This is a genomic window from Mesorhizobium sp. M6A.T.Cr.TU.016.01.1.1, from assembly GCF_003952585.1.
GTDB lineage: Bacteria > Pseudomonadota > Alphaproteobacteria > Rhizobiales > Rhizobiaceae > Mesorhizobium > Mesorhizobium mediterraneum.
In genome coordinates this window covers 5151640-5172644 of the sequence record NZ_CP034452.1, presented here as the reverse complement: position 1 = coordinate 5172644, position 21005 = coordinate 5151640, and the positions used below count along the sequence as shown (strand labels likewise).

Sequence of the window (21005 nt, the reverse complement as noted above, 5' to 3'; positions counted from 1 at the left end):
CGCCGTCCGCCCGATTCACCGAACAGGCCCGGCTCACGCCTTCGTGCTGGCCTCCCGGAACGCCGCCTCTCCGGCGTCCGATACCTCGACCCATTTCTTGTCGGCCGCTGCGTCGGAGCCGTAGCTGTCGTGCCAGTTCCACCAGTTGTAGGCCGGGGTCTGAGGATAGCCTTCGGGCGAGTCCTCCCAGACCTCCTGCCGGCCCAGCGGCGTGATGTCGAGGTAGTTCCAGGTGCCCCCCATCTGTTCGTCGCCGCGGTTGTTGATGAAGTAGGTGCGGAACACGCGGTCGCCGTCGCGGATGAACACGTTGTGACCATGCCACTCGTCCACGCCGAAATCGGCGTCGAAGCTGTCGGTGATGGTGAACCACGGTATCTCCCAGTCCATCCGCGCCTTCAGCCGCGCGATGTCCGCCTGCGGCGCACGCGAGACGAAGACGAGGGTGGTGTCACGGGCGTTCAGGTGGGCGACATGGGCGACCTGGTCGGCCACCAGGGAGCAGCCGCGGCAGGCATGGTCGGGCCAGCCGAACACTCCCGGCTCGAAGAAGGCGCGGTAGACGATCAGCTGACGCCGACCGTTGAACAGGTCGAGCAGGCTCACCTTTCCGTCAGGCCCCTCGAACGCATACGTCTTCTCCACCGCCATCCACGGCATCCGCCGGCGCTCGGCGGCCAGTGCGTCACGGGCGCGGGTCTGGGCCTTTTCCTTCACGAGCAGCTTCTCGCGGGCCGCCTCCCACGCCTGCGGCGACACGACCGGTGGTGTGTGCATGGCAGGCTGTCCGCTCTTCCGTCCGTTTCCGGCTGATGCAGTCATGGCTTTGATACCTCCTGATTTGGGCGAAACCCCGCGCCTCGTTGGCCGAAGCGCGGTTTCATTCGCTGCTCTTCGCTCATGGTTAGGCATGAGGTAGTTTGGCACCGGAGAGCGGACAGCGGGAGTAACAAGTGTGGCGCTATTCCAATGGAGCCGCTGATCCCAGCCGCGGCCTGCGCAGAAGCGGGTGCTCCTGCGCCCACGCTTCAAGATATCGCGACGGCCCAGCACGGCCGCTTTCCCGGGCGGCGCCGGCGATCGACAACGGCGCTCCCGCTGTTACAGACGTAACCAAATTCCGTTCCGCTGAAATCATTCCGTAGCGAGATTCTCCGAGACAACGACGTTCTCGACACGAGAGCCGCGGAGCGCGAAGGAACTTTTTCCCTTTTGTTCACGCACAGCCGAACAGCCCGAAACCACGTGGCACGCTCCCAACCCGCAAACTCAAAATGGGAGACTAAAAATGGCTCACACGAAAACTCGCTCCGGCCGCAGCGCACCCAGCCGCCGCTTGTTTGGGTCAAGGCTGAAAAGCGTAGCAATAATCATTGTTGCCTTCAGGACGTGGCGAGATAACGTCGCAAGACGCAGGGCCCTAGCGGATTTGACGCCCGATCAGCTGAAGGACATCGGTCATCCGGAGGCCCATCGACCCGAGCTCGACGTCGTTAAGGCCGCTCTGACCAGGAACTTGATGTCGATGAGGTAAGATCAGCGCGCCAACTGTCGGCGCGGGCGAGCAGGCTCAGCGCTCGCTTCGGCAAGCTCGGCGCGTAGCGAGCGAAGCTGCCGAAGGCGCCTCAAGCGGCGGCCAAGTTTCTGCCTCTCGCTTCTTTCGTATCCCGAACAGGCGTCCGGCCGAACAGACGACCATATTCCCGGGTGAACTGCGACACGCTTTCATAGCCGACCGCGAACGCTGCGCTGCTCGCAGTCTTTCCCTCCGACAGCATCAGCCGCCTCGCCTCAATCAGGCGCAACTGTTTCTGGAATTGCAAGGGAGAGAGCGAGGTTACTGCGCGAAAGTGCTGGTGGAATGACGACATACTCATTCCGGCCACAGCCGCCAGGCAATCGACTGGCAAAGGCCGCGCGAACTCTGCCCGAAGCACTGCGACCGCGCGCGCCACTCGCCGCATTTGGCCGTCTGGCCACCCCAGACGACGGATCGCCGACCCGTGCCGCCCGGCCAGCAGCCAATAGTGCATCTCGCGCACAAGCTGGGCCTGTAGCACCGGGACCGATGCCGGGCGATCGAGCAGCCGCATCAAACGCAGGGCCGCGTCGGCAACCTCGGCGTCAGTCGGGTCAACCCGCACGGGCGCGTGGTCGGCCACATGCTGGGCGTCTATTTGCTCACTCAGCTCCGCGATGACCGCCGGATCGAGTTCCAGAACCAGCGAGTAGTAGGGAGCAGCGGCGCTGGCGCGGGTGATCTGGCTCACCGTCGGCACGTCCGCCGTGATCAGCAGCGAATCTCCGGCGGAGAAGGCGAAGCCCTGAGTACCCATCGTGACGTGCTTGCTCCCCTGGACCACCAGACAGGCGAGCGGTCGGGAGATGTCGTAGACCAGGCCGCTAGGCGCCGTCGCCCGCACCGTGTTGAGACCCGGTATCGGGGTATGCGCAATGCCGTCTGGGCCGGCATTGGTGTCTGCATAGCGGCGGACGGCATTGAGGAGTGCGGTCATGGACCAAAACTATTCCTTTGCTGCCCGACACGCAAAGCATTTTGGAGGATTAGGCAAAAATGGTCGAGCATCCGGCAACAAAAGCCTGCCCATTGGGCCGATATCGGCGTGGCCACAGCAGTGGTGCAAACAAAGGAGCAGGCCATGACCAAGATCACGCTCATTACTGGCGCCAGCCGCGGGCTCGGGCGCAACACCGCACTCAGCATCGCACGCCGCGGCGGTGACGTTGTCCTCACCTACCATAGCCGGAGTGAAGACGCTCGGGCCGTTGTCGCGGAGATTCAGGCAACGGGTCGCAGGGCAGTCGCCCTGCAACTCGACACCGGTGACGTTGCCACCTTCGCTTCTTTCACTGAGCGCCTGCAGGCGGCATTGCGCGAGACCTGGCAGCGCGAGACGTTCGATCATCTGGTGAACAATGCCGGCCATGGCGACATGGCAATGATCGCAGAGACGACGGAGGCGCAGTTCGACCGGCTGGTCAATGTCCACTTCAAGGGGGTGTTCTTCCTCACCCAAAAGCTGCTGCCGCTGATCGCGGACGGCGGCCGTATCGTGAACCTCTCCTCGGGCCTCACCAGGATGTCCTATCCGGGCTTCGCCGCCTACTCGGCAGTGAAGGGCGCGGTCGAGGTGCTCAGCGTTTACATGGCGAAGGAGTTGGGCGCCCGCGGCATCGCCGTCAACACGGTGGCGCCGGGCGCGATCGAAACTGATTTCCTTGGCGGCGCTGTCCGCGACATGCCCGACCTCAACAAGGTGTTCGCAGATATGATTGCACTCGGCCGCGTCGGCATGCCGGACGACATCGGGCCAATGATCGCCAGCTTGTTATCCGAGGACAATCGCTGGGTGAATGCCCAGCGGATCGAAGTGTCCGGCGGCCAAGCCATTTGACGAAGCAGGTACCACACCGTTGATTGGCGTCAGGCCCGTTGGGAGCGTCTGCTCCTTGGAGCGGACCTGCTGTCTCGGCCAGGCCGTCTGCCTAGACGGCGGACATGATCCCTTTCCGAGCCGAAGGTAGCACCGTAAAATCCGGTACCGGCTTCCGGGTCAGGCGCCAGGCAGCCGGAACCGGTATTCCGTCACATGGTGGTAGATCTGGCCCGGCCATAGCGTAGCCTGTGGGAAATACGGCCGGTTCAGCGCGTCCGGCCAGACCTGCGGCTCCAGGCAGAAGCCCGAAAAAGCCTTGTAATGACGTCCTTCGAGTCCCGGCGAAGGTGGCGCCAGATACTGGCCGGTATAGAGCTGGACGCCCGGCTCCGTGGTCCAGAGCTCCATCTCGACGCCGGAATTCGCGCCCTGCGCCCATGACGCCTGCCTGAGCGGCCCGCGCGTCGCGGCAAGGCAGAAATTCTGGTCGTAGGCAAGCTGCTTGCCCTCGCTCTCCATGCGCAGCGGCCGCGCCTGGCGGAAATCGAACGGCGTGTCGTCGACCGGCTTGACGACGCCGGTTGGGATCAGGTCGCCATCGACCGGAAGATAGGCGCCGGCGTTCCGGGGATTTTCAGCCTATAGGTGCGCTGTTCGCGAAGATCGGCAATGGTCAGCTTGAAATTGGTGTTACGATGGAACCCAAAATGCGTTCGGCGACCAGACGCTGTAGCCGCCATAGATTGCTGTCGCGGATGCCGCGCTCTTCCAGATGCGAGATGGTGTTATAGAGATACTCGGCGCACGAGCCCAAATGGCCGCATGCCTTGGCCACAATGTCCGCCACCTCATCAGGTGGGAGCTTACCGGTGTATGCGCCCGACTCTCGGTTCATCACGAAGGCAAGGGCGCGGACAGGCCCCTGATGCGTCTTGACGGTAAGCCAACGGGGCGGGTTGCTGGGTGGTTTCGCCTTCATCTCTCGGCGGACAAGCTTGCCGAGCTGCCATTCCACTGTGTTGCCGGCGAGCCTATAGAGCATCCCCCGGCACTGGCCGCCTCGATCGAGGGCCATCATCAGGCCAGGCTGCTCCCTCGTGCCCCGCCACCGGGTCATCTTTAGGCAGAACGAACGATGCCAGCCGTGCGCCGTGCCAATGCGCTCCTCAGTGTGCTCAACTTCCGGCTTCCAAATCAGCGAGCCATAGGCGAACAACCAAAGGTCTTCGCCTCGGGGATGCGAGGCGAGCGTCTCATGCACCGCCGCATCGTAGTCCTCCTCGGTGTAGTAAACGAGACCAGGTGCCGAGCCGGGGTCCTCTAACACCCGATGAACGCGCGCAACAATCTCCGGCGTAAGTGCCATCTTCCGAACCAGCCTAGGCATCTTTTCCCTCATATGCCGTTCCGTTCTTTGCTGCCCGGGCTTCTTGTAAGACCACGTTTCGCTTGGCGATTGCTGAGCAATCCAAGACCGCAACGATATCACCAATCTCCCAACGGCGAACCGTCACTGAGGGCCAGCTGGTATCATCCAGCTGGATTTCACGCCGCGTCGAGTCCCTGAAAACGAGCGGAACCTTCTGGTGGGATGGTGGTCCGATCTGGCAGCTGCGCCGCGGCCGGTGTCTCGACTGTGGTGGCAATCGCGAGCAGTGTCCTGCGCGTGATATTTCCATTGTACGATCCGAAGCTGATCTGCATCATATCCTGCCTGTGCACGGATGGTCCGAGATCTACGGAAGCATACTCGACGAACCCGCGCGCCCTCGAGCTCTACGGCAACACTCATTTCCCCAACGCTCCCCGGGTCGGCGTCACGTCCACGAGATCGACCACCGCAGCGGGAATGGCGTCGCTGACAACGAGCGCATCACCATCGCGCAGAATCTCGAAATCGATCGACGGCTGGCCGGCCGAACCGGGCACGGAAATGGTCAAGCGCTGCCCGGGGGCGAGCGTGGAGGCTATCCGCAGCGGCAGCGCGTCTGCTCCGGATGCCAATGTTGCCACAACCCGGTAGCCGTCCTGCTCGACCGTATAGTAGACGACGCCGTCGAAGGCGGCGAGATGAACGCTATGCCCGCTGCCTGGCGCCAGTTCGGCCGCAGCCGAGGTTCCGGTCCAGACGAGGCCGGCGAATGCGAATTCAGCGAAAAGTCTGGTCATGGTCATTTCCTCCATCCGCCGGACGGGCGGACGCAGACAGACAATCGTTGCGTTCCGCCTCTTTCTCGACTCGACGCAGGATGAGCCCGACGGCACCATCCGTAACGAGAGCAGCACGATGGGCTGACGAAATCGGACGAAATCTTCCGATCGCCGACTAAATCCTCGACGATTGCTGGAATGACGGCGGGCTTTGCTGTAGATTGACCGCAACGAGACCCAACCGGCCTCGCCCCCGTGGGGAACGTTCCGATGGACAGCTCGGCGCTGACGCCGATTCGCCTGAACGGCCGCACGGTCGACCTTCAGCGCGGCTCCATCGCGGACCAGAGCGGGCATGCCATTGCCCTGCGGCCGCAGGCCATCGAGGTACTGAAGGTGCTGGCCGCCCGGCCGGGAAAAATCGTCACCAAGGAAGGATGAACTGATGCAGACGGTGTGGGGAAACATCGCCGTCACCGATGACAGTCTTGTCCAGTGCGTCATCGAGATCAGGAAAGCGCTCGGCGACGAGCGGCACGAGATCGTCCGGACCCTGCCGAAGCGCGGCTATGTGCTGGAGGCGGAAAAGGCGGTCGAAGATAGCAGGAAAGTTGCCGGCGCTCGGTTGCTCGGGCTACGCAGCAAATCCTGGCTGGGCCTCGCCGCCGGTCTCATGATCCTGATCGGTGCAGCCGCCGCCTACCTCCTTCCGACAACGAAATCTGGCGCCGAGACACCGGCTATCGCCGTGCTGCCCTTCGAAAACATCAACGGCGACGAGAGGTGGGACCGCTTCGCCACCGGCGTGACTGAGGACATCATCACCGATCTGGCCCGCTACCGCGATATATCGGTAATCGCCCGGACCTCCGCCGAATTCTATCGCGGCAAGGCCCACGATGTGCGCGAAATCGGCGAAGCGCTTGACGTCAAATATGTGCTGGAAGGCAGCCTGCAAGTAGATGGCCACCGCATGCGCGTGACGGCACAGCTGATCGATGCCGAGACAGGAGCACATGTCTGGTCGGAGCGCTACGATCGCCTCGCAGCTGAACTGCTCGAAGTTCAAGACGAGATCACGCAGAAAATTGCGACCACGCTTACCGGCTGGCAGGGTCAGGTGACGGAAGCCGAACGCACGCTGGCGCGACGCAAGAATGCAACCGGCCTCAATGCGTATGATTACTGGCTGCTGGGCATCGAAGCGAAGCACAGGATGACCGTGGCGAGTCAGCTCGAGGCGCGGGCGTATTTCGAGAAGGGGCTGAACCTCGCTCCCGATTTCATGCCGCTGGTGCGCGACATGGGGATCACCGATGCGATCGAGATGGATATCGGCTCGGTCATCGACTTTCCAGCATGGGTCGATGCCCAGCGGAAGTATGCAGAAAGAGCGCTCGCCCTCGACCCGAACGACTCCACCGCAAATTTCACGATGGCGGTGGCCTACGCCTACCAGAACGACAGCGAACAGGCGGAACGCTATCAGAAGCTCGCGTTGCAGTTTGGTCCTAATAATGCCGACACAATGATGCAGCTCGCCTGGACTTACGCCGGCTGGCAGACGGAGCGCGCCCTGGAGCTTGTGGAACGGACGCTGAAGCTCAACCCGCGCTATCCCTCCTGGTGGAACTTTCCGATCACGCAAACCTATTTCGCGGCGCGCCAGTTCGATGAAGCTTACACAACGGCGAAGCAGCTCGGCGAGTCGCCCAGTCAGGCCGCCTTTGTCGCCATGAGCGCCGCGCAGATCGGAAAGAAGCAGGAAGCAGCCGCCGCCGCGGCCAAGGTGCTGCGTATGAAGCCCGACTGGACGGCGGAGAGCATGTTCCCTTATCAGGGTTTCAAGGACGACTCCGTCCTGTCCGAAAGTGCTGCGAAGGCCGGACTTCCGGTCTGCATGACGGTCGGGCAGGCCAAGACCAATACCGGCATGTTCCGCATGAAGCAGTGCGAAGCGGAGCGCGTGAGGGCCGCGCTGAATTAGGGCCGGTTTCGCCGTATTTGGGAAAGACTGGCCCACACCGCGGATATGATCCTTTCCAAACCGAGGGTGGAATCGAAAAACCGGTACCGGCGTCAGGCGCCAGGCAGCCTGAACCTATATTCCGTCACATGGTGGTAGATCTGGCCCGGCCATAGCGTGGCCTGCGGGAAATACGGCCGGTTCGGCGCGTCCGGCCAGACCTGCGGCTCCAGGCAGAAGCCCGAAAAAGCCTTGTAATGACGTCCCTCAAGTCCCGGCGAAGGTGGCGCCAGATACTGGCCGGTATAGAGCTGGACTCCCGGCTCCGTCGTCCAGAGTTCCATCTCGACGCCGGAGTTCGCGCCCTGCGCCCATGACGCCTGCCTGAGCGGCCCGCGCGTCGCGGCAAGGCAGAAATTCTGGTCGTAGGCAAGCTGCTTGCCCTCGCTCTCCATGCGCAGCGGCCGCGCCTGGCGGAAATCGAACGGCGTGTCGTCGACCGGCTTCACGACGCCGGTCGGGATCAGGTCGCCATCGACTGGAAGATAGGCGCCGGCGTTCAACATCAGCCGGTGATCGAGGATGTCGCCGACGCCGCCGTCATCCAGGTTGAAATAGGAATGCTGGGTGAGGTTGCACAGCGTCGGCTCCTCGCAGGTGGCGGTCATCTCGACGCTGAGCGTGCCGGGGATTTTCAGCCGGTAGGTGCAGGTCACGTCGAGCGCGCCGGGAAAGCCCATCGTGCCGTCGGGATCATGCAGTGTCAGGGTGACAAAATCCCTGCCATGCAGCGAAACTTCCCATGGCCGGTGGGAAAAACCTTGCGAGCCGCCATGCAGCGTGTGCTTGTCGAGGAAGTTGCGCTCGGTCTGGTAGCGCTGTCCGGCGATGGTGAAGCGGCCATCGCGGATGCGGTTGGCATAGCGTCCGACGACGGCGCCGAAGAAAGCCGTGTCCGTCTCATAGGGTTCGAAACTGTCATAGCCGAGCACCAGCGGCGCATCGTGCCCGGCTAGGCGCAGATCCTGGATGATGGCGCCCAGCCCGATGATGTTGGCGGTTAGACCGCCGCCGCGGATGGTGAAGCGGCGGACGGCCTCGCCCGTCTGCGTCGTGCCAAAGACCTCGCCGTCCTTCATCGCCATGCCCGAAACGCCAGTTGGTTGATCGATCCCGCCTGACCTCTCGGGCCGGCTTGGGTCCATTGATGGTCAACAGACCCTGCCCAATCAGAGGCCGAGGCCGCCGATGCAGACATATTTGGTGTCGAGATAATCCTCGATGCCCTGATGTCCGCCTTCCTTGCCGAGGCCCGATTCCTTGACGCCGCCGAACGGCGCCTCAGGCGTGGTGATGAGGCCTTCATTGACCCCGACCATGCCATATTTCAGCCCTTCCATGACCCGGAAGGCGCGGCCGAGATCGCCCGTGTAGAAATAGCAGGCGAGGCCGAATTCGGTGTCGTTGGCGAGTGCCACGGCTTCCTCTTCGGTTTCGAACTTGAACACCGGTGCTACCGGGCCAAAGATCTCTTCCTTCATGAAGCGCATCTTCGGCGTCGCATCGGCGATCACCGTCGGCTGGAAGAACGAACCGCCCAGCGCATGGCGCTTGCCGCCGGCGACGACCTTGCCGCCCTTGGCGGTGGCATCGGCGATCAGTTCCTCGACTTTTTCGACCGCTTTCTCGTCGATCAGCGGCCCCTGCTGCACGCCGTCCTCGAGGCCGGAACCGACCTTCAGCCCGTTGCTGGCGGCGGCGAGCTTTTCGACGAACTTGTCATAGACGCCAGCCTGAACCAGGAAGCGGTTGGTGCAGACGCAGGTCTGGCCGGAATTGCGGTATTTGGCGGTGATCGCGCCGGCGACGGCACGCTCGATGTCGGCGTCGTCGAAGACGACGAACGGTGCGTTACCGCCGAGCTCCATCGACACCTTCTTGACGGTGACGGACGATTTCTGGATCAGGATCTTGCCGACCTCGGTCGAGCCGGTGAAGGTGATCTTCTTGACCAGCGGGTTGGCGCAGATCTCGTCGCCGATCTCGCCGGCGGCGCCGGTCAGGATGTTGATGACGCCTTTGGGGAAGCCGACTTCCTCGGCGAGAGCACCCCAGGCAAGGCCGGAATAAGGCGTCTGCGACGCCGGCTTGACGACCGCGGTGCAGCCGGCTGCAAGTGCCGGGCCGAGCTTGCGGGCCAGCATCGAGGACGGGAAATTCCACGGCGTGATGGCGGCGATGACGCCGACCGGCTCCTTGGTCACCAGGATGCGGCGGTCCGCCCAGGGCGACGGCACGACATCGCCATAGGTGCGGCGGCCTTCTTCGGCGAACCACAGGATGTAGGACGCGGCCGAACCGATCTCGCCCTTCGATTCGAACAGCGACTTGCCCTGCTCGATGGTCAAGAGCTCGGCCAGCACATCCTGATTGTCCATCATCGCGTCATGCAGCTTGCGCAGCAACTTCGAACGCTCGAGCGCGGTGGTCTTGCGCCATGTCTTGAAGGCGGTGTCGGCGGCTTCGATGGCGCGGCGCGTCTCGGCCTTGCCGGACTTCGGCACGGTGCCGATCTTGAGGCCGGTGGCCGGATTGTTGACGTCGACCGTCTGGCCGCTGTCGGCCTGCACCCACTCGCCATTGATGAGATTGGCCTGGCGCATGAAATGGCTGGTTTTCTGAAGCATGGTCTAGCCTCCGTTCGGCGCGCTGACGGGCCGGTATCTGGATTTCTTTGGTGGGCGTGCGCAATGGCATCGATGCCGGCACGCCTGGAGCCACTGCTCTTTACCTAGGGCAAGCCCCGCAATCAATCGCAAGATGGCATATAGGGTTTGGGCCAGCGCAAGGCGAGGCCGATTTGCGCCCAAATTGCTATCCAAACACGTTGCTATCCAAACACCTGGACCACCACCGTCAGCCAGAACGCCGTGGTGACGACCGCGCAGGCGGTGGCGATGGTCATCTGGTTCGATGCCAATGCCTGGCCGGTGTTGAATTGCGTCGCAATCAGGTAGGAATTGACCCCGGATGGCAGCGCGGCCGCCACCACCGCCACCTTCGCCGACAGCGGCGGCAGCCCAAGTAGCCAGACCAGGCCGAGCGCGACGGCCGGCATCAGCAGCAGCTTCAGCGCCGACAGCGCCAGCGCCGGCCGCACGTTGCCGGAGATGCCGAAACGGCACAGGCCAAGCCCCATTGCAAACAGCGCAACCGGTCCGGCGATGTTGGCCAATGCGTCTACCAGCCGCACGGCCAGCGCCGGCAATGGCAGATCGGCGATACGCCACACCCACCCGGCCAGGATGCCGATGATCAGCGGATTGGAGAGCATCTTTCGAAAGAAGCGTCGGATGATGCGCAGCGGATGCACATGCTCGTCACCGCGGCCAAAGATTTCAAACAGGATGATCGATGCCATGATCATCGTCGGCAGATGCACGGAAATCAGCAGCGACAGCACTTCGAATCCACTTGGCCCGAATGTGCCGAGGACGAACGGGATGCCGAGCAGGACGAGATTGGAAAAAGCCGACGACACGCCGCCAACGACCCCTGCACGCGCATCGCGCCCGAACACCCGTGTGGTGACCAGATGGCCTGCAGCCCACGTGACTGCCGCCGCTGTGAAATAGGCTCCCCAGAACGACCAGGGCGCGGCGCCATGGAAATCGGCATTCACCATGGTGCGGAACAGAAGCAGCGGCATCGCCACCCCGACAGCGAATTCGGCAATGGCCTCGCCCGCCTCGGCCTTCAAATAGCCGGTGAGCCCGGCGAGATAGCCGAGCGCGACAAGACCGAAGACAAAAAGGACGGTTTCGATGAGTGGAGACATTTTTCTCCTGATAGGCGAGCCGCGATCGCAGTGCAATCGCCTCCACCTTCCGAAGCGTTCTGTCCTCGCAAACAGCCGGGATTGGTCGTGCCTTGTCTTTCAGCCGGCTTTGCCGTCCCTATATCAGGTCACCGGAACCGACCCGCGGTGACCGGAAAAGGACGTCTGATGCTTCGATTTGTGCTGGCTCTGCTGCTGCTCGTCGTTCCCGCCGCGGTCCATGCGACTGAAGCCGGCTGGGCGCTGTTGCGCGACGGCGGACATGTGGTGCTGCTTCGCCATGCCATGGTCACCGGCACTACCGATCCGGCGAGTTTCGACATCGAGAAATGCGCGACCCAGGTCAACCTCTCGGTGCGTGGCAAGCAGCAGGCACGAAAGATCGGCGCGCTGTTCGCCGCCCGCGCCGCGCCCATAGAGCGCATGCTGTCCAGCCGCTTTTGCCGCAGCCTCGACACCGCCCGCATCGCGTTCAGAGCGGAGCCCGAGCCGTTCGCGCCGCTTGACCTGCTTAAGACCGACCCGAGCGAGAAAGCCGCCCAGCTCGAGGCGGTCATGACCGAGATTCGCAATTATTCCGGCTCCGACAATGTGGTCATGGTCACCCATCTGGAAAACATAATGGCCCTCACCGGCATCTCGCCGCGCGAAGGCGAAGCCGTGATCGTCGAGCCGCAAGGCGAAGGCCTGCGCGTGCTCGGTCGCGTCACCTTCTAATCCGCGCTGGAGCTGGTTGAAGCGTTCGCCAGTGGTGAAAATCTAACGCTTTGTACGCTAACTGGAATACCGGTTCCGACCCTAAGCGGAAGCTCGTTCGGCCTCGGTCGAATTCACGCCGATGACCCAAAGCAGAAGTTCACGACACCCATCAGAGATGTCTGCTTCGCGCCTAATCTCGGCCGTTGCGGACAGATTTGCCACTGATTGAAAGCGGACATCGCGGCGACCACGCTGCGCGTCGCTCGCGACTCAGCGCGATCAAAGCCACCACGGCCGAGACGAGAGACGCAACCGTATGCCCGATTTGGATTGTACGTCAGTGCATTGGCAGGATGTTCTGGTTGAGGCGGAACAGATTGTCCGGATCGTATCTGTGCTTGATCTTGGCGAGCCGCGCGTAGACCTCGGCTCCGAAGGCGTCGCGCACGAGATTCGCTCCTTCGCCATGGCCGGGGAAGTTCAGATAGAGGCGGCCGGTCGAGTAGCGCTGCATGTCCTGCCAGAAGCTGCGAACCCAGCCGATGTTCGCATCGTCATCGTCAGCGCCTGGCCAGATGGCGTCGAGGCTGAGCATGAAGGGCATGGAGCGGTCGCCGAAGGCGGTCGCATCGGCTGCAACGCGCTGGACGAAACCGCCGAACTTCCAGATCGAGGCGAAGGTCATCTCGGAGGGCCGCTTCGCCATCCGCGCGGTGATCTCCCCGATGACCTCGTCGTCGAGGCGCGAGAGGTAGGTGGATTTCCAGTAGCAGCGGTCGCGGCCTTTCGGGAACAGGCCGTCATAGAGCGACTGGATGGTGCGATACGGCATGCGACCGCTGAAATCGACGAGCGGTTCGCCAAAGCTGCGCAGCGGAGCCACGACGCGCTCGCCCTCGTCCGCCGGTCCGTCATAGACATGCGCAAGCGCCAGGACGCGGCGGCCCCAGGCGTGTTCGGGAACGGAGGGATCCTCCGGAATGGTGGAGAACTCGGCCAGCCCGCTCAGGCGGTCGGGGGCGGTTTGCATGAAGTCGCGCCAGAGCGGAATGATCTCGTTGGCGCGCTCTTCGGGATAGGCAGGACCGCAGAACATCAGCTCCGGTTCGATCGGGTGCAGCTTGAACTCGAAGCTCGTCACCACGCCAAAATTGCCGCCGCCGCCGCGCAGCGCCCAGAAGAGATCCGGGTTCTGCGTCGCATCGACATGGATGAGGCGTCCATCGGCGGTCACCAGATCGGCGGCCAGCAGATTGTCGACGCTGAGGCCGTGGCTGCCGCGCAGCCAGCCGATGCCTCCTGAGAGTGTAAGGCCGGCAACGCCGGTCGCCGAGATCAGGCCGCCCGGCGTGGCGTGGCCAAGCGGGGTGGTGGCCGCATCGACATCGGCCCAAATAGCGCCGCCCTCAACGAAGGCACGATCGAGGCCGGGCGCGACCCGCACGCCATTCATCAGCGACATGTCGATCATCAGGCCGCCGTCGCAGACGGCGTAGCCCGCAACATTGTGGCCTCCCGAGCGGATCGCGATCGCCAGCCGCTCTTGGCGCGCGAAATTCACCGACGCCTCGACATCGGCAGAACTCCGGCAGCGCGCGATGAGAGCGGGACGGCGGTCGATCATGCCGTTCCAGACGATCCGCGTCGTGTCATAGGATGGGCTCGACGGCTCCAGCACCTCGCCGCGCATCGTTGAACGGAAGCTTACGATGCTCGATGGTGCAAGGGTAGCGGTGGCGGCCATGTGGCGGTCTCCTCGTTTCACACACGCTAGCGCAGCGCGGGCACGGCCACTAAAGTCGAAAATACTGGAAGGCGGTCATTTCTGCCATGGTTGAACAGACCGGCCCATTGAATGTGGCGATCCTTGCCGTTCCGGAGGCTACCGCCTCCACGATCTACGGCATGTTCGACCTGTTTTCCTCGCCCGGCAGGGATTTCCTGTTCATCACCAGCGGTGCGGCGGGCACGCCGCGCATGCGGCCCTATGTGGTTGCTGGGGACGGCTGCGCGTTTCGCGCCGCAAACGGCGTCTGGGTACGCCCGGACCACGCGCTTTCCGACTGCCCGCGACCCGACATCGTCTGCATCCCCGATTTCTTCGTCAATCCGGGCGAAAGCGTCGCCGGGCAGTATGATGCCGAGGCCCGCTGGCTGCGGCAGGCGCATGCGGACGGCGCCATGTTGGCCAGCGCCTGTTCCGGCGCGGTCCTGCTCGGCGAAGCGGGGTTGCTGGAAAATCGCGAGGCCACAATCCATTGGGGCTATGTCGCGACGCTCGCTAACAACTATCCCGGCGTGAAGGTGAAGCCGGGCCAGTCGCTGGTGCTGAGCGGCGAGGCCCAGCGCATCGTCATGGCCGGGGGCGGCTCGAGCTGGCAGGATCTCGCCCTCTATCTCATCGCGCGCTTCGTCGGCCTCAAGGAGGCGATGGAGGTCGCCAAGGTCTACATGCTGCAGTGGCACGACATGGGCCAGCAGCCCTTCGCCGCGCTGATGCGCTTTCGCCAGACCGACGACGCGGTGATCAACCGCTGCCAGAAATGGGCGGAGCTCAACTACCGGACGCCCTCGCCCGTCGCCGCCATGACCAAGCTATCAGGCCTGTCCGAGCGCTCCTTCGTGCGCCGCTTCGCCAAGGCGACGGAAATGAAGGCAATCGACTACATCCACGCGCTCAGGCTCGAAGCGGCCAAGGAACTGCTCGAGACGGGCGACCTGCAGGTCGAGGCGGTGGCCAATGAAGTGGGCTATGAGGATGCGAGTTTTTTCGGGCGCCTGTTCCGGCGCAAAATCGGACTGACGCCGCAGCAATATCGCATTCGTTTCAGTGCTCTCCGGCGAGCGCTGAGCCGCGATTGAATCTCAACCGTCGCGGCGCGATGCCCATATTCCGCTCTGCGCCTCATGACAGTCATTCCCACGGCCCCCTCCATTCACCAAAAGCGGAAATTGCTATTGCAGAGGGCGCGGGCAGCCTATGTGATGGGTTTCGGTCGCCGGCCCCGGCGCCAGGCCAACACGTGGATGGCCGGCATCAGAAACCGATCACATAGGCTGCCATCGCTTTGCTACTGGCAGAACGCACACTTTCTCCCCGTTGCGGGCGGTTTCGAGATCGGTCGTGGCTGGGATACTTTGTGCCGACGGTTCGACGGGTCGTATCGTCCGAAAGAGACCGGAGTGCGTCTAAAGCTAGCTTGGCCGACCGATCCACTGCACGATTTCATAGGCAGGCATCGGGCGGCGAAAACCCTTCAGCGTCAGTTCGCCAACAAGAACGGATTCGACCAGCGACTCGACAGCGCCGAGGACCCGTTGGCTAACAAGAATCTGGCGCGATTTGGCCTCCTCACACAATCGGGCGGCATGGTTCGACACAGTGCCGATGACGGCATAGTCCGAGCGCTGATGAAAACCGATGCGCCCGATGGTTGCGTGGCCCCGAGCGATGCCGATTCCGAAGCCAAGCAAATAGTCCCGTTTTCGCCATCGCTCTGAATGCTCCTCAATTGCGTCACGCATCGCCGCTGCCATGGAGACGGCTTTCTCGGTGTGGTCTGCACAGGGCAATGGATCGTTGAAAACCACCACGATACCGTCGCCCACGAACCGCTCCAAAGTCCCTCCATGCCGAACGATTTGCTCACCGAGGCAGGCATGATACTCGCCAAGAACGGCCATCACCTCTTCGGGCTCGGCGGTCTCGGCGAAGGCTGTAAAGCCGCGTAGATCGCAGAAAACGACGGTCACCTCGCGACGGTGACTCTGCAGAAGCGCGTCGCCATTTCCCGCCGCAACGATGAGGTCGGCGACCTGCTCGGGCAGGAAACGCCGGAGCCGGCCCATTCGCTCGATCTCGGTCACCTGCTCCGCCACGGTCTGCTCGAGCGAGCGGTTCCAATCGGAAAGCTGTGCGGCTTGTTCCTGGAGGAGTTGGGCCTGGCTTGCGACGGTATCGTGGAGCGCCTTCTGACGTAGCATCGAGCGCACGCGCGCCAACAGGGCCCTATGCTCAAACGGCTTGGTCAGATAGTCGTCGCCGCCAGCGTCCAACCCCTCGACCACGTCGCGCGTGTCAGCTTTCGCGGTGACGAGGATGACCGGAATCGCCTGCAGGGAGATGTCCTGCTTGAGCATCCGCACCACACTGATGCCGTCCAGCTTCGGCATCATGATGTCGAGCAGGATCAGGTCCGGACTGAGGCTGCGTGCTTTCGCAAGCCCCTCTTCACCATCCGCGGCAGTCACCACTTCGTAGCCATTCGCCTCGAGCCGCATGCGCAGGATCTCGAGATTTTCCGGGGTATCGTCGACCGCGAGAATGCGAGGCGGATCGTGCAAGGCACTGTCTCCCCTCAGGAAAGGAACTGGCGAATCTCGGCGAGCAGCTGGCGCGGACTGAATGGCTTGGCAATGTAGCCATCGCACCCTGCAGCAAGGGCCTTCGCCTCGTCGCCCGACAGTGCGTAGGAGGTGACGGCGATTATCGGGATGTGCCGCAGCGCCGGATCGGCCTTTATGCAGCGGGTGGCTTCATACCCGTCGATTACCGGCAACTGAATGTCCATAAGGATCAGGTCTGGCCTATGCGCTCCGGCTGCAGCGATGCCGGCGGCGCCGTCCGCCGCCTCGATCAGTTCGTATTCGGTGGTGGCAATGAGATCGCGGATGATCTGGCGGTTGTCCTCGGTGTCTTCCACCATCAGGATTCGTTTGCTCATGCGGCCCTCACGTCCTCATTCACCCGGATTGGTACCTTCAGACGGAATGTCGACCCTGACCCGATCACGGACTCGACGTCTATGGTTCCGCCATGCATTTCGACGATGCGCTTCGAGATCGCCAGGCCAAGACCTGTGCCACCCTTCTGCCTGGTGCTGCTGTTGTCGACCTGCTGGAATTCGTCGAAGATGAGAGCCTGGTCCTTGGACGCGATGCCGGGACCGGTGTCTCGGACGGTGATCTCGAAGTGCCCGTCGACCGCATCGGCAAGAATGTCGACCGCACCCGTTTCGGTGAACTTGACGGCATTGCCTGCAAGATTGAGCAGGACCTGCGTCAAACGGCGTTCGTCCCCGCGGCCGAATGGAAGGTTCTCGGCAACAGTCGTTGAAAGCTCAAGACCCTTCGCTCGTGCCAGCGGCTCGACAGCCGTAACGGTCGATCGAACAATCTGCGCGACGGAGTAGTCCTCGATCGCCAGCGTGAGCTGGCCGGCTTCGATCTTGGAAAGGTCGAGTACGTCGTTGATGAGCCCGAGGAGGTGACGGCCGTTTGCCTGCACGCGCGCGACGGTCGTCTTTGCCTTGTCCGGGAGTTCGCCGTAGATGCCGTCGACCAGCAGTTCTGTGAAGCCCAAGACCGAATTGAGCGGTGTCCTGAGCTCGTGGCTCATATTCGCGAGGAACTGGGACTTGTGGCGGCTAGCTGCCTCCAGCTCCCGGCCTTTCTCCTCGATCTCGCGGAACAGCTTGGCATTCTGGATCGCGAGCACCGATTGGGCTGCGAAGGTCTCCAGCAGGTGGACAACTTGCTCATGGAAGGCGCCTGGCTTGTGGCGCCTGACGACCAGTGCACCGACGATCTTGTTGGGCCTCAGCAGCGGAACGATCAGGATACCACGATATCCGGCGTCGACGATCGTCTTTCTTACAAGGAAGGATGAGGTCTCCTCGCTGAGGTCGGGAAACTGCACCGGCATGCAGCGCCCGGGCGCGTCGCCGATCCCCATGTCGGCCAGCCCGATCGTCTGGTGTGAGACTGCGGCGATAAGCTCATCGCTCATACCGAAGTTTGCGCGCGGACGGAATTGCTGCCGCGTGCTGCTGAACACGTAGATGGTGCCAGCATCCGTCTCCGACAACTGGACCGCTTTGGCGACGATCGTTTTCAACACCGTGTCGAGATCCAGCGTCGAATTGACCGCCTTGCTCACCTCACCAAGCGCCTCGAGCTCACCAACAGACGCGGCAAGCTCGCGCGTCCGTGACTGCACCGCCTCGAAGAGCCGCGCATTCTCGATGGCGATCACCGCCTGGTCGGCGAATGTCTCGACGAGCGCGATCTCCTTGGGATTGAAAGGTTGCGGCTCAACCCTCGTCATGACGAATACGCCAACGAGATCACCTTCCCGCAACAGCGGGGCAGCGAGGACGGTGCGGAATCCGCCTGCCTCAGCTATCAGGGCAACGCGGTAGTCCGGATCAGCGGTCACGTCTTCGATTTGCACGATCCGCCGTTCTTCGATTACGCGCCCTACGGCGGAGCCTCGGCCTGCGGCAAGCGCTGGAAGTGGATTGGCGTCGACATAAGCACGGAAACTGGGCGGGTAGCCATGCGTCGACACATAGCGGAATACGCCATCCAGCAACTGCACGATACCACCCTTGTCGGCACGGCAGAGCCTGACAGCCGATTCCACCAACGTATCGAGCACGACCTGCAGATCGAAGGTAGAGCGGCTGATGACCTTCAGAACGTCTGCAGTGGCTGTCTGCTGCTGAAGGGCTTCGTCGAGCTGCTGGGTGCGCGTCTCAATCTCCTGATACAGGCGCCCCAGCTGGTCGGAGGTCTGGTTGACGTTCGCGGCGAGCACTCCAAGTTCGTCGCGATTGGCGACGGCAACCTGTTGGGCGAAGTCGCCGGCCGCTATCTGGCTGAGACGCGTCTCGATCTTCTTGACCGGTTCGATCAACGACCAGGAGATGATGTAGCCCAGCCCCAACGCCAGCAGGATACTGCCCACCGCAAACGAGACCACGATCAGTCTGGACGTGCCGTACGCACCCTCGGTCGTTTCGATGGCCGCCACCATGTCGGCTTCGGCCATGTTGACCAGCTGGTTTGTCAGCCGCTCGAGGCTATCAGCCGACGGTATGATTTCATCAAGCTGAACCTTGCGCGCCTCCTCAGTGCGGCCGGCGCGGACGAGCTCTGCCACGTGCGTCACCCCGGCCGTCAGCCGTTCGTACTCTTGCCTGACCTGGCCAAGCACTTCCACCTCGGCTTTGGCGACGAACTCCATGCGGTCGAGGTCGTAGCCGAACTGATTGAGCTGGCGCAGCGCCGCATCCAGCATCCGGTCGTCCTGAAGCAACAGGGCGGTGGAGATGCCGTAGAGCTGGGTGGTCGTATCGTGCTGTACTTGGCGGTAGGCCGCGATCCTGCGCTGCAGCTTGATCAGCTCGTTGGTCTGATCGTTGACCCCACTCAGCATCTGCAACCCGACGGCCCCGAGCACGATCAGCAGGCCGACGATCGACAGGAACGCGATCAAGAGCTTGGTCTGGACGCGCGCCGGCAGCCGGGCAACCCAGCCAACGAGCCGGTTCGTTATGCTATTTGGATTCGTCCAAGAGGCTGAGAAGATCACCCCGGAACTCCTCCAAGTCGAACCGGACACCAAGATACTGTACTCGCAAGATGCCACCGGGGTCCACGATCGACGTCAACAAGGTATGGTCGACATCTCCGTTCGTCGCCTTCTTCGCGATGACCCCGTATTTCCGTCCAACCTCATGGACAATCGCCGGATCACCGGTAAGAAACGACCAGCCCTTCAGATCGGCGCCAAAATTCTGCGCATATTCCTTCAAAACATCGGGCGTATCGCGCTCCGGGTCGACGGTGATCGAAACGAAGGCGATTTTGGGTCCGAATGCACTACCCAACTTTTCCTGCACGGCGACCATATGGGCGGTCAGCATGGGGCAAACGTCGGTACAGTACGTATAGATGAATGAGACCGCGACCACTTTGCCGCGAAAGTCGTGCAGCGACACACGCGCACTGTCCTGCGATACCAAGGTAAAGTCCGGCGCCTGTCCGATCGTCGGCAGGCGCTCGTCGCGCGGCGCGTCGTGCGCGTGTGCCGACCCGGCCATCAGCGCCAGCAGCAAGATGCGCGCCGGCCACTCGCTCACGTTTTCATCTCGCGCTTGACCTCGTTGAGGAAACGCCAATCCGTGCCGTTGGCGATGATCTTGTTAGGGCCGGCCTTGATGAAGCCGACTTCGTTCATCCGCAGTGCGTAGAAGCGCATTGTGTCTTCGGGGTCGAACTCCCGCCACACGTCGTAGCGCGCTTCACGCAAGCCTTCCAACGCATAGTCGTATCGATCGGTGAACTTGCCATCGACCGATAGTTGCGCAGCCAGTTCCGGATCCGACGCGCAGATGTCGGCTGCCTTGAGAATGGCTCGCAGCACGCGTTTGGTCGCGGCCGGGTGTCTGTCGACATAGTCCGCGCTGCCGGCGAGCATGCAGCAGTAGTGTTGCGACCATGGCCGGTCGGCGGTCGTATTGAGGATCGTGTGGCCGAAGTTCCGGACGCGCTGCTCCTGCGGCTCGGGTGGCACCGCCAGAAAGGCATCGACCTTTCCTTCGTTAAAGAGTTGCATCGAGCTGACGTCCGGGTTCGCGACCCACTCGAGATCGGTGGCGGGATCGAGACCGACATAGGCGGCCATGAGGGTCACGAGCACGTGCGGAGCTGACGTCAGCGCGAACACGCCCACCCTCTTGCCCTTGAGGTCAGAGATGCTGTTGATGCTTTCCTTGGCGATCAGTTCGAGGCAGCCGGAGTGCAGGCCGGTGATCACCTTTATCGGCATGCCGGCTTCGATCGCCATGATGTGCGCTGGCGGAAAGTCGGTGGTGAAGTCCAGTTCGCCGCTTGCGAGCATCGCGGACGGGTCGGAGTCGGCGGCCAAGTCTATGTAGCGTACATCGGTGAACCCTTCGGCGCGCAATAGCTCCCCGGCGATATTCTTGGGTGCTTCGCAAAGGGCGCGGAACGTCCTTGGCAAACGCACTGTCGTGGTCTCTGGTGCCGGCTCGGCATGAGCCGATGTTGGAACGCTGACGAGGCCTGCGGCGCCGACCGCCGATAGGCCCACCATGAAACGGCGTCGATTCTGAATGATCCGCATGTCACTTCCTCCCTAGGACAA

20 protein-coding genes and 1 pseudogene are annotated in these 21005 nt (G+C 62.6%); 7 read left to right on the top strand and 14 right to left on the bottom strand.

Features of this window, described 5'->3' with window-relative positions; all coding sequences use genetic code 11:
* Nucleotides 1–33: 33 nt before the first annotated feature.
* Complete coding sequence (locus tag EJ075_RS25120) at nt 34–822, bottom strand: thioredoxin family protein (RefSeq protein ID WP_126106165.1); 789 nt, start codon at nt 820–822, stop codon at nt 34–36.
* A 466-nt stretch (nt 823–1288) separates the two neighbouring features.
* On the opposite strand from EJ075_RS25120, the gene EJ075_RS34070 reads away from it, so the two are divergent.
* Nucleotides 1289–1534 carry a DUF1127 domain-containing protein gene (locus EJ075_RS34070; RefSeq protein ID WP_126106164.1) on the top strand — a complete coding sequence of 82 codons (246 nt, stop codon included), beginning with the start codon at nt 1289–1291 and terminating at the stop codon, nt 1532–1534.
* A gap of 91 nt (nt 1535–1625) precedes the next feature.
* Here the strand turns inward: EJ075_RS34070 and EJ075_RS25110 are convergent, their stop codons facing one another.
* Nucleotides 1626–2516, bottom strand: coding sequence for an AraC family transcriptional regulator (locus tag EJ075_RS25110; RefSeq protein ID WP_126106163.1), 891 nt, complete (start codon nt 2514–2516; stop codon nt 1626–1628).
* Between the two features lie 144 nt (nt 2517–2660).
* Here EJ075_RS25110 and EJ075_RS25105 point away from each other — a divergent pair, with 144 nt between their 5' ends.
* On the top strand, nt 2661–3416 hold the full coding sequence (locus tag EJ075_RS25105; RefSeq protein ID WP_095486747.1) for an SDR family oxidoreductase: 756 nt from the start codon (nt 2661–2663) through the stop codon (nt 3414–3416).
* Nucleotides 3417–3575: 159 nt separating this feature from the next.
* On the opposite strand, the pseudogene EJ075_RS25100 reads toward EJ075_RS25105, so the two are convergent.
* From EJ075_RS25100 to EJ075_RS25090, 3 genes and pseudogenes are all read right to left on the bottom strand, one after another.
* Nucleotides 3576–4022 (bottom strand): annotated as a pseudogene (locus tag EJ075_RS25100) (galactose-1-epimerase); the annotation flags it as partial.
* Between the two features lie 49 nt (nt 4023–4071).
* Entirely contained in the window at nt 4072–4764 is a 693-nt protein-coding gene (locus EJ075_RS25095; protein WP_245458005.1) for a gamma-glutamylcyclotransferase, read from the bottom strand.
* A 422-nt stretch (nt 4765–5186) separates the two neighbouring features.
* Nucleotides 5187–5567 carry a hypothetical protein gene (locus EJ075_RS25090; protein WP_206437507.1) on the bottom strand — a complete coding sequence of 127 codons (381 nt, stop codon included), beginning with the start codon at nt 5565–5567 and terminating at the stop codon, nt 5187–5189.
* Here EJ075_RS25090 and EJ075_RS34065 point away from each other — a divergent pair.
* The 3 genes from EJ075_RS34065 to EJ075_RS25085 all read left to right on the top strand — a co-directional run bounded on the left by EJ075_RS34065 (nt 5566) and on the right by EJ075_RS25085 (nt 7536).
* Nucleotides 5566–5694, top strand: a complete 129-nt coding sequence (locus tag EJ075_RS34065) for a hypothetical protein (RefSeq protein WP_281033435.1) — start codon at nt 5566–5568, stop codon at nt 5692–5694. The genes EJ075_RS25090 and EJ075_RS34065 overlap by 2 nt on opposite strands.
* 125 nt (nt 5695–5819) lie before the next feature.
* Complete coding sequence (locus tag EJ075_RS33270; protein WP_164547181.1) at nt 5820–5990, top strand: hypothetical protein; 171 nt, start codon at nt 5820–5822, stop codon at nt 5988–5990.
* A 4-nt stretch (nt 5991–5994) separates the two neighbouring features.
* The gene (locus EJ075_RS25085; protein ID WP_126106162.1) at nt 5995–7536 is read left to right on the top strand and encodes a tetratricopeptide repeat protein; all 1542 of its coding nucleotides are present in this window, start codon (nt 5995–5997) and stop codon (nt 7534–7536) included.
* Nucleotides 7537–7628: 92 nt separating this feature from the next.
* Here the strand turns inward: EJ075_RS25085 and EJ075_RS25080 are convergent, their stop codons facing one another.
* The 3 genes from EJ075_RS25080 to EJ075_RS25070 all read right to left on the bottom strand — a co-directional run bounded on the left by EJ075_RS25080 (nt 7629) and on the right by EJ075_RS25070 (nt 11353).
* Entirely contained in the window at nt 7629–8660 is a 1032-nt protein-coding gene (locus tag EJ075_RS25080; RefSeq protein WP_126106161.1) for an aldose epimerase family protein, read from the bottom strand.
* A gap of 84 nt (nt 8661–8744) precedes the next feature.
* Nucleotides 8745–10202, bottom strand: coding sequence for an NAD-dependent succinate-semialdehyde dehydrogenase (locus EJ075_RS25075; RefSeq protein ID WP_126106160.1), 1458 nt, complete (start codon nt 10200–10202; stop codon nt 8745–8747).
* 203 nt (nt 10203–10405) lie between these two features.
* Nucleotides 10406–11353 carry an AEC family transporter gene (locus EJ075_RS25070; protein WP_126106159.1) on the bottom strand — a complete coding sequence of 316 codons (948 nt, stop codon included), beginning with the start codon at nt 11351–11353 and terminating at the stop codon, nt 10406–10408.
* 168 nt (nt 11354–11521) lie between these two features.
* Between EJ075_RS25070 and EJ075_RS25065 the strand changes: the two genes are divergently transcribed.
* Nucleotides 11522–12070, top strand: a complete 549-nt coding sequence (locus EJ075_RS25065; protein WP_126106158.1) for a histidine phosphatase family protein — start codon at nt 11522–11524, stop codon at nt 12068–12070.
* A 319-nt stretch (nt 12071–12389) separates the two neighbouring features.
* On the opposite strand, the gene EJ075_RS25060 is transcribed toward EJ075_RS25065, so the two are convergent.
* On the bottom strand, nt 12390–13796 hold the full coding sequence (locus tag EJ075_RS25060; RefSeq protein WP_126106157.1) for an FAD-binding oxidoreductase: 1407 nt from the start codon (nt 13794–13796) through the stop codon (nt 12390–12392).
* An 86-nt stretch (nt 13797–13882) separates the two neighbouring features.
* On the opposite strand from EJ075_RS25060, the gene EJ075_RS25055 reads away from it, so the two are divergent.
* On the top strand, nt 13883–14914 hold the full coding sequence (locus tag EJ075_RS25055; protein ID WP_126106156.1) for a helix-turn-helix domain-containing protein: 1032 nt from the start codon (nt 13883–13885) through the stop codon (nt 14912–14914).
* A gap of 333 nt (nt 14915–15247) precedes the next feature.
* On the opposite strand, the gene EJ075_RS25050 is transcribed toward EJ075_RS25055, so the two are convergent.
* From EJ075_RS25050 to EJ075_RS25030, 5 genes are read right to left on the bottom strand one after another with little or no spacing between them, the layout of a single operon-like run.
* Nucleotides 15248–16396, bottom strand: a complete 1149-nt coding sequence (locus tag EJ075_RS25050) for a response regulator (RefSeq protein ID WP_126106155.1) — start codon at nt 16394–16396, stop codon at nt 15248–15250.
* A 14-nt stretch (nt 16397–16410) separates the two neighbouring features.
* Nucleotides 16411–16776, bottom strand: a complete 366-nt coding sequence (locus EJ075_RS25045; RefSeq protein ID WP_126106154.1) for a response regulator — start codon at nt 16774–16776, stop codon at nt 16411–16413.
* Complete coding sequence (locus tag EJ075_RS25040) at nt 16773–19427, bottom strand: GAF domain-containing protein (RefSeq protein WP_126106153.1); 2655 nt, start codon at nt 19425–19427, stop codon at nt 16773–16775. Before EJ075_RS25040 ends, EJ075_RS25045 begins: the two co-directional genes overlap by 4 nt.
* Nucleotides 19393–19977, bottom strand: a complete 585-nt coding sequence (locus EJ075_RS25035) for an SCO family protein (RefSeq protein ID WP_126106152.1) — start codon at nt 19975–19977, stop codon at nt 19393–19395. Before EJ075_RS25035 ends, EJ075_RS25040 begins: the two co-directional genes overlap by 35 nt.
* Nucleotides 19974–20984: an ABC transporter substrate-binding protein gene (locus EJ075_RS25030; RefSeq protein WP_126106151.1), complete on the bottom strand. Its 1011-nt coding sequence runs from the start codon at nt 20982–20984 to the stop codon at nt 19974–19976. The genes EJ075_RS25035 and EJ075_RS25030 overlap by 4 nt, the downstream gene beginning before the upstream one ends.
* Between the last annotated feature and the right edge of the window lie 21 nt (nt 20985–21005).

Coding starts and splice junctions, on each gene's coding strand:
- EJ075_RS25120 (WP_126106165.1), bottom strand. CDS start 822: ATGACTGCATCAGCCGGAAACGGACGGAAGAGCGGACAGCCTGCCATG.
- EJ075_RS34070 (WP_126106164.1), top strand. CDS start 1,289: ATGGCTCACACGAAAACTCGCTCCGGCCGCAGCGCACCCAGCCGCCGC.
- EJ075_RS25110 (WP_126106163.1), bottom strand. CDS start 2,516: ATGACCGCACTCCTCAATGCCGTCCGCCGCTATGCAGACACCAATGCC.
- EJ075_RS25105 (WP_095486747.1), top strand. CDS start 2,661: ATGACCAAGATCACGCTCATTACTGGCGCCAGCCGCGGGCTCGGGCGC.
- EJ075_RS25095 (WP_245458005.1), bottom strand. CDS start 4,764: ATGGCACTTACGCCGGAGATTGTTGCGCGCGTTCATCGGGTGTTAGAG.
- EJ075_RS34065 (WP_281033435.1), top strand. CDS start 5,566: ATGGTCATTTCCTCCATCCGCCGGACGGGCGGACGCAGACAGACAATC.
- EJ075_RS25090 (WP_206437507.1), bottom strand. CDS start 5,567: ATGACCAGACTTTTCGCTGAATTCGCATTCGCCGGCCTCGTCTGGACC.
- EJ075_RS33270 (WP_164547181.1), top strand. CDS start 5,820: ATGGACAGCTCGGCGCTGACGCCGATTCGCCTGAACGGCCGCACGGTC.
- EJ075_RS25085 (WP_126106162.1), top strand. CDS start 5,995: ATGCAGACGGTGTGGGGAAACATCGCCGTCACCGATGACAGTCTTGTC.
- EJ075_RS25080 (WP_126106161.1), bottom strand. CDS start 8,660: ATGGCGATGAAGGACGGCGAGGTCTTTGGCACGACGCAGACGGGCGAG.
- EJ075_RS25075 (WP_126106160.1), bottom strand. CDS start 10,202: ATGCTTCAGAAAACCAGCCATTTCATGCGCCAGGCCAATCTCATCAAT.
- EJ075_RS25070 (WP_126106159.1), bottom strand. CDS start 11,353: ATGTCTCCACTCATCGAAACCGTCCTTTTTGTCTTCGGTCTTGTCGCG.
- EJ075_RS25065 (WP_126106158.1), top strand. CDS start 11,522: ATGCTTCGATTTGTGCTGGCTCTGCTGCTGCTCGTCGTTCCCGCCGCG.
- EJ075_RS25060 (WP_126106157.1), bottom strand. CDS start 13,796: ATGGCCGCCACCGCTACCCTTGCACCATCGAGCATCGTAAGCTTCCGT.
- EJ075_RS25055 (WP_126106156.1), top strand. CDS start 13,883: ATGGTTGAACAGACCGGCCCATTGAATGTGGCGATCCTTGCCGTTCCG.
- EJ075_RS25045 (WP_126106154.1), bottom strand. CDS start 16,776: ATGAGCAAACGAATCCTGATGGTGGAAGACACCGAGGACAACCGCCAG.
- EJ075_RS25030 (WP_126106151.1), bottom strand. CDS start 20,984: ATGCGGATCATTCAGAATCGACGCCGTTTCATGGTGGGCCTATCGGCG.